8 protein-coding genes and 1 pseudogene are annotated in these 6,714 nt (G+C 54.1%); all 9 read right to left on the bottom strand.

The genetic code is table 11. The annotated features are described in order from the left end of the window. Positions 1–228 precede the first annotated feature (228 nt). Positions 229–471, bottom strand: coding sequence for a type II toxin-antitoxin system Phd/YefM family antitoxin (locus tag GPA21_RS18440; RefSeq protein WP_168989560.1), 243 nt, complete (start codon positions 469–471; stop codon positions 229–231). 335 nt (positions 472–806) lie between these two features. Then, a complete protein-coding gene (locus GPA21_RS20695) occupies positions 807–986 on the bottom strand; it encodes a hypothetical protein (protein ID WP_211163693.1) in 180 nt (59 codons plus the stop codon). Positions 987–1,086: 100 nt separating this feature from the next. Continuing rightward, positions 1,087–1,755: a hypothetical protein gene (locus GPA21_RS18430; protein WP_168989559.1), complete on the bottom strand. Its 669-nt coding sequence runs from the start codon at positions 1,753–1,755 to the stop codon at positions 1,087–1,089. Between the two features lie 105 nt (positions 1,756–1,860). Further along, positions 1,861–2,217, bottom strand: coding sequence for a hypothetical protein (locus tag GPA21_RS18425; RefSeq protein ID WP_168989558.1), 357 nt, complete (start codon positions 2,215–2,217; stop codon positions 1,861–1,863). A 131-nt stretch (positions 2,218–2,348) separates the two neighbouring features. Further along, complete coding sequence (locus GPA21_RS18420; protein WP_168989557.1) at positions 2,349–2,699, bottom strand: hypothetical protein; 351 nt, start codon at positions 2,697–2,699, stop codon at positions 2,349–2,351. A gap of 50 nt (positions 2,700–2,749) precedes the next feature. Next, on the bottom strand, positions 2,750–3,346 hold the full coding sequence (locus tag GPA21_RS18415; protein ID WP_211163692.1) for a hypothetical protein: 597 nt from the start codon (positions 3,344–3,346) through the stop codon (positions 2,750–2,752). Next, a pseudogene (locus GPA21_RS21065) lies at positions 3,339–4,241 on the bottom strand (DUF4747 family protein). Before GPA21_RS21065 ends, GPA21_RS18415 begins: the two are co-directional and overlap by 8 nt. 715 nt (positions 4,242–4,956) lie before the next feature. Continuing rightward, a complete protein-coding gene (locus GPA21_RS18400; RefSeq protein WP_168989554.1) occupies positions 4,957–5,535 on the bottom strand; it encodes a cold shock domain-containing protein in 579 nt (192 codons plus the stop codon). A gap of 148 nt (positions 5,536–5,683) precedes the next feature. Then, a complete protein-coding gene (locus tag GPA21_RS18395) occupies positions 5,684–6,577 on the bottom strand; it encodes a hypothetical protein (protein ID WP_211163691.1) in 894 nt (297 codons plus the stop codon). Positions 6,578–6,714: the final 137 nt, after the last annotated feature.

The raw sequence follows: 6,714 nt of genomic DNA, 5'->3' as shown, positions 1-6,714 counted from the left end.
TCGAAGAGAAAACGGGGCGACACCGCAGAGAAAAGCGGTGATTTGCCGGAGAAATTGAACCGAGTTCGGTCGCTGTCATTGTTTGGCGGCGGGATTCAACGAAAACCTCGCGTTATTCGAGGTGCCCTGCAATCAGTTCCAACCATTCCCGGGGCTTTGGCTTGAGGCCGCTGGAGGCCAGTATCTTTGCGTCCTTCTGGGCTAGTTTGGTGTAAACCAACTTCCATGTCACCAGTCCAATTCCTCATCGCATTCATCCACGGGGGTATCCATTCCCTCACGAACAGACTCCCGCATACCCGGTAGGGAGAGCAGGTAAAGCGTTTCCTGAATTCCAGACCAGTCTTCCCCGGAAATCAGGACAGCCTTGTTCCGCTTACCCATGATGACGATTGTTTGGTGGGATTCGGCGGCCTCGTCAATCAACCGATAAAGGTTGCTGCGCGCCTCAGTTGCTGTGATTCCGTTCATGACGCACCTCTTGCGTGTTCAACTTACCGCGGACTGCACGCTTTCCCGCACGTACGTTCAGACGCACACACACGATAACACCCAAGCTCGCTGGACGCGGCGACGCCAGCTGGCGTGTTCCGCCCAACCGCGAAGTTAGGCGCGGCGACGTGCAAGCGCATAAGCAACCGCTCCCACGGCTAGACAGGCCATCGCCACAAGGTCAGCCGCAAAGACACGAGCGACCTGGTCGTTGTAGCCCCCAATGGCCAAAGCCAAGTAGAGGAACGACAAGACGCTAATGAAGCCAGCGATCAAGGCTACCAGCTGAAAGTTCGGCCTGAACGCGGCGTAGGTCAGAAATCCCCAAGCAGGCCGAACAACACCGCGCGGTGGCGCATCGGGATGACGGTCTTCGGCTCATCGAACGCGATCCCGTACAGCGATGCCAACCGATCTGCTCCCAACACCCCGGCGAGCGGGAGTAGGTGGATGATCCCGACAATGATCCCTGCCGACGGTAGCAGGAACCTCATCGGGAGCGTCCTTTGTTGGGTCTAACGTTGAGCTGAGCGGCACTGTGTGGCTCTATCGCGCAGCGCCCAGCGAGCGAAGGGAGCGCGGCCGGCCACCATGTTATGCGCCCCTGTTCATTGCTCGCTCCCGCCAGAACTCCTTAGCTTTCCTCACCGCTTCAAACTCAAGTACATTCGACTCGAGCTTGATTTCCTCAACCAATTTCGCATTCTCTGAGCTCGATATAAAATCGTAAATTAGGCCTTGTATTTCCACCGCAGGCTCAGTCTTTGCCGTCCTACACAGCTGAAAATCTCCAAAGCCCTCAAAGGTGATGCCCCTTCTAATCGTTACGCACTCGAAACTGTAGCTTATCAGACCCTTCTTAGGCTCGAGGTTACACATCTTAGATACCCACCTGGACTCCCTGGTTTCTTCCAAGTTGTATGAGGAACCTCTAATCACCAAACCATCAACATCCTGTTCATATTGCTCGACGATCAGAAAGACCTGCTTATCCTCGTCGACGAGATAGCCAACCCAGGTTCCATCGAGGTAGGAGGGGCCGAGAATAATTCGTCGGACTTGCTTGTTGCGTCTAAGAAGCCACCTCAGAACTCTGCTAGTGGAAAAATATGTGCCGATTGAAGCTAGTACAGATACCGACAACGACACTAGATAATTCTGCGCCGGCAAGTTTGTCTTCGTACTCACCCACGTGATCCCCGCAAACATTAGTGCGACCGTGAGTGTGACAACGATCAGGTGGAACTTGCCCTCGCTTTCCATGCTTGCTCCTCAACACACATAACGCAAGGCACACGGGCGCCAAGCTGCGTAGCGCCATGGCGCCCCACAGCGACCAGCGAACGCGAGTGCTGCGTTTTGCTGGAGCTATAGACCACCTAAAACAAACCACAAATAAAAGCCAATAGAACATGCAAACAGTATTGCAGATACCACTGACTTTACATACTCCACTTCATTTGTAGTTGAACCCAACCCATACAACCATTTCCAGAAACGATTCTTAAAATTGAGCGTTGGCGAGACCCTTTTCACTGCAACATCAGAAATTGAAAACGCTGCAAGGCTAGCTAGGAGCATAAAAAAGATAGCGGCTATAGCGAAACCCCTTTGAGGATAATCACTAAACAGCGAACCCAACAGCGTAATCTGCCCACCTAGAATCGCCATAAAATAAATGGATATACTTCTATAGTGGCCAATTTTCAATTTCTCTACTTCCATTCTTCCATCCAATTAATTGATTGCTATAACGTTGGCGGTGAGCGGCATACAACGACAGGGCGCCGCGAGGCGTACGATCAAGAGCGTGCCTCGCGGCGCCCTGCCGTTGCATTTCCCTCTCGACAAACCTGTTATACGTCATACAGCTTTTGGCCTGGCGGCAGGACTAAGGGAACCGAGAACTTGACCTTGGTCATTGCAACCCGCTCGACTCCGGAATCGCTCTTCTTTCCCAAACTGATGCTCCCGAGAAAAACTCCGATTCCCTCCGAAGAGCCTCGTCTATCTGTGCTGGTGAGCGCCACATCGAAGATGACTTCCTGAGGCATGGCATGCCTATACTTGCTCCACGATCCATCCTTCAGGAAGCTCATGTTCGAAGGATTAACGATACCTCCGCGCGCCTCAATAGTTTCTTGAGCAGCGGCAACCCCTTCAACGATTTGTTCCAGGGTCGCCTTAACAAAGTCCTTCAGCTCCAAAGCGCCTCCCCTTTTGACTGACAACGCCACAGGTAGCAAGGGCGCGCGCGTCAGCGCGAAGCATCCTTGCTGACCTGATTGCTACGTTGTTTTTCCTTCTTGATTCGATCAGTATGCATAAGGTCATACCATGATGAGACTCTAAGAATTGCCAAAGTGGCTGCAATCGCGGTTAACAATGCATATATGAACACACTGTAGCCGAGAAAATTCCCTACGAGCACTAACTTATCTAGCGGAATGCAGAGATCGTTAATAACCCCTGCGACTCGACCATTCGGATCAAGTTTAAAATAGTATGCGGACGAAAACAGCGCGCAAATAACAGAAGCTAACTGCATGAGAATAAAGTGGACGAATGCAGCGTTAACCTCCATATATGGAGATGGCTCGCCATCTTCATCTTCGCCGCTAATCAGCGAGCGAAAACTCTCGTCACCTATTGCCACCAATAGCGCATAGCCACCTAGTGAAAAGCCCAAGACATTGGGCATGACCGACAGTACGGTTTCATGCCATGGATTATTGATCCAAGCTGGAGCCATCGCAGCCGACAGAAAAAAGGCAGAGTATAAGTAACCAGAACTGAACAGAGCTCTTGCGCCACCGTAAGATCTCCAATATCTCGCTAGAACGCTTTCATTCATCTTCTTCGACGATCCAGCTTTCAACATCCTCGCGAACCGCAAATACTGCATTGGCGAATGTGTTGTACGCAGTCTCAACACTTGGATCGTAATACTCCGAATGCTGCCATGGATGATCGACGGTGTTGTACTCAACAGGATGATCAGTGTTATCTCGCCCCTTGACATGAACCAACCCGTTTCTCGCCGCCACCTGAGCGAGTGTTCTTGTATCCGGATCAGGAGCGATACTGGCACCTGGGATCGAGGTCAGTTCATGTTGGTATTTCGCAATATTCTGCGCGTTTAGCCTTTCAAGAACTTTTCTTTCTGCTTTCTTATGACTATCAGGGTTTGGGCGCTTAATTAGAATTGTAAGCTTGTCCATTCGAGCGATGGACAAGGCCTTAGAGAGGTGTTACCTAGATGGAATAACTGTTACGTCAACCACCCCATACTTTTGAACCAACCTCGGATCATTTAATGATCCTTCGATGAGCTTTAAAACACTACGATTGCTTAAGCTATGGCCATCGTAGTAAGACTCGTAGAAAAGAACGTGGGTTTCGGGAAAAAATATGTAGGAGAATCGCGATGAGTTCGGTTTTAGATGCTCGGGAATGGACACACCTTTCAGGTCATTCTCTTCTGCATGTTGATTCGTCTGAGTGTTGAACCAGTTCCCCTCAAGATCGATATCACTAAATCTATAAAGATCGCCGGTCAGCGGGGAACTTCTTCCCTTTGACTTGTCGTGATAGTAGACCGAAGCGATTAATCCAGCTTTGTCTTTCGATAGACGTGAAAAGCACTTCAGTTTTTTCGCATCTTTGATCAGCTGAGCGTATAAGTCTGGGCTATGAGGGTGCATCGTGATATTCACCGCACCAATCCCAACCTTTTTTTCTCTTGCCATAGTGCTGCCCTATATTCTTTTTATAAAAAATTACGCAGAAGTGATCGGCCTGCGCGACTTTTCGCGTAGGTCCGCTCGACTGCCGGGTTGGGCATAGGCGTACGCGAAGAAGATGGGCGGCGCGAACGGAGAAAAGTCGGGGCTGGCACGGCGGCGTTGCCGGCGAAAGGCGAAAAAGGCAATTTGCTTGGCGAAGGCAGAAAGGCTCTGGATTGCATTAGGTTCTCGGGATATACCCATCTGTGATACAGCCCTTTCTTCCGACCTTCTTGCTCCAGACTACGTCAATTCTTCTATTCCTATAGTTTTGATTCATAGACCCAACATGAGCTTTCGCCTTTTCGACCGCGCCGGGTTCGTCATCGGCAGCAACGGTCGTTATTGCGAGACCTTTGTCGTTTCCCTCAATGTCGAGACACACTTTGTATAAGTCAGTCATTACCGTTCCTTTCAGCTTGGTAGGAGAGTGGCAAAGTCAATGCCCATGGTGTTGCAGAGGTCAAGAATGACGAATATTTGGGATGCTGCCGGATATTCCACTGCACCACAATACACACAAAGTCATATAGCTCAAGCCCTTACACGATCGAACCCCGCTGCGAAAAGCGTCGCAACTTGGGGCAAACCCGGCAACCGTTGGAGTCCGGCGCTCTGCAGCCTTCTCGTGTGATCGACGAATCGATCACAACAATTCCATGGTCGAAGCTATCCAGCCTCACCGAAATCCGGAGCCGCACCACTGCTGTTCGCACGGAATACCGTTGCCATCGCCGTCCATCTTCACGTTCGGGCAGTTGCGGAGGAAGAACTTCGCTTCTTCGCAGGAGGTCATCTGCGAACAGTACTGGCGGCCGTCGCAGCGGAATGAGGACACTTCGAAGCTGCTTTGGACGGCTTGGGCTGAACGGGGCGGGACAGGGGAGCTGGCCGCGTAGCGGCTCGCGCTGCGTTCGCTGTAGAGGCCGTAACCGTAGGTGACCAGCGCAACGAGCAGCAGCACGGGTACGAGGCGACCGAAGAGACCGCTTCGTGGGCCCGGGCGATGACGTTGCTGTGCATGGCGTGGCCTTGCGGGGGCTTGCGTACGGCGGTCGGGGCAGACGACGCTCTGCGCTTTCTTCTTGCCCTCTTCCACCCGGATCTGGAAGAGCAGGCGCTCTCCAAGCTGAGGACGTTGGCCGTCGCGGGGAAACGCGGAGATGTGGACGAAGACCTCCGGACCACCCTCCGAGGGCTGGATGAAACCGAAGCCTCGGTCATCGTTCCATTTTGCGAGTTTGCCTTCGATACGCATCCGATCCTCCGCCCCATTACTTCGGCATAGGTCACAAGGGTATCGCATGAAGCGCCGCACCGGGTAAGGCGCTGGTCGGAGCAAAGGAGCGCGGGCGATCAGACCTGGAAACGGAGCATTTGCTTGAACGCCAAGCCTTGCGCCAATCTCATATCTTCCAGCGCAATGGCACGCGAGGGTCGGGCTGGTAGATGAAATAGGTGCCGGTGTGTATCGTTCGCGTCAGGTGCTCGCCGAGACTCGGATGATGCCGCGCGATGCGTTTGAGGGCATAGCGAAGCGAGCGGGTGGCGCTGGTGCGGGCGCGCTCCAGGCCGCCACCGACGGTGCGGGCGCGACCATTCAGGCCGACGCCGCGGCAGAGTTCGTCAACCAGAAACTGGCGATCGGCGCGCGCGAGTTCCGCGCGGTGTAGATCGTTGTTCGCCTCGGCCTCGGCGATATCCTCTTCGGTTTCGGCGAGGCGCTGCCGGTAAGCCTCGCGGGCCTTGGAGTCGAACACCTCCAGTCCGCATTGCGCATCGACCGGGGGCGCGTCGGATGATGCGCCGACGGGGAGCGCGCCGCGCTCCACCGCCACCAGGTCGAGAACATGAAAGTCCCGGCCGGGTTCCGCCAGCAGGCGCTCCAGGTAGCGCATCCCCTTGAGGTCTTTCAGGCGAACGGTGGTGGCGCCGAAGGTGACTGTTCGCATCTCTCCTTCGAGGCGGAAAACGCAACGCTCGGGGTCGACATCCTGCCGCGCCGGCTTCGCCGGGAGATGCTTGCGCGCCAGTTCCGCCCAGGGTGTGGCGTTGAGGTCCTCGAAGGCCTGGCATGCGGGGTCGAGTTCGCGGTCGGCCGTTTTGTTGTCACCGGCGGCGCGGTGCGCTGCTGCGAGTTCGATGCGCAGACTTGCCGCCTCGAAGGGCATTCGCAGCGAGATCCATTCGAGCATGGCCTCGCTCAGCAGCTGGATGGCTTCGTCTTCCCGTCCGTCGTGCAGCGCCAGGCGTCCCCTGGCGGCGAGTGCCGCGTTCTGCAAAGTGCGGCTCTGGTACATCCGGGCGATTTCTGTCAGCGGTAATCCAATAATCCCCACCTGTGGTAATCGAATTTTCCCCACCCATCGACTTGAAGGAGTCAGAGATGGAAAGGGAATCAGTGGTGTTCGATGTGGAAGCTGTCCTGGACCCGAGG

The organism is Azoarcus taiwanensis (genome assembly GCF_012910885.1).
GTDB lineage: Bacteria > Pseudomonadota > Gammaproteobacteria > Burkholderiales > Rhodocyclaceae > Azoarcus_F > Azoarcus_F taiwanensis.
The sequence above is the reverse complement of the archived record's forward strand: the minus strand, read 5'-3'. Positions and strand labels throughout refer to the sequence as shown.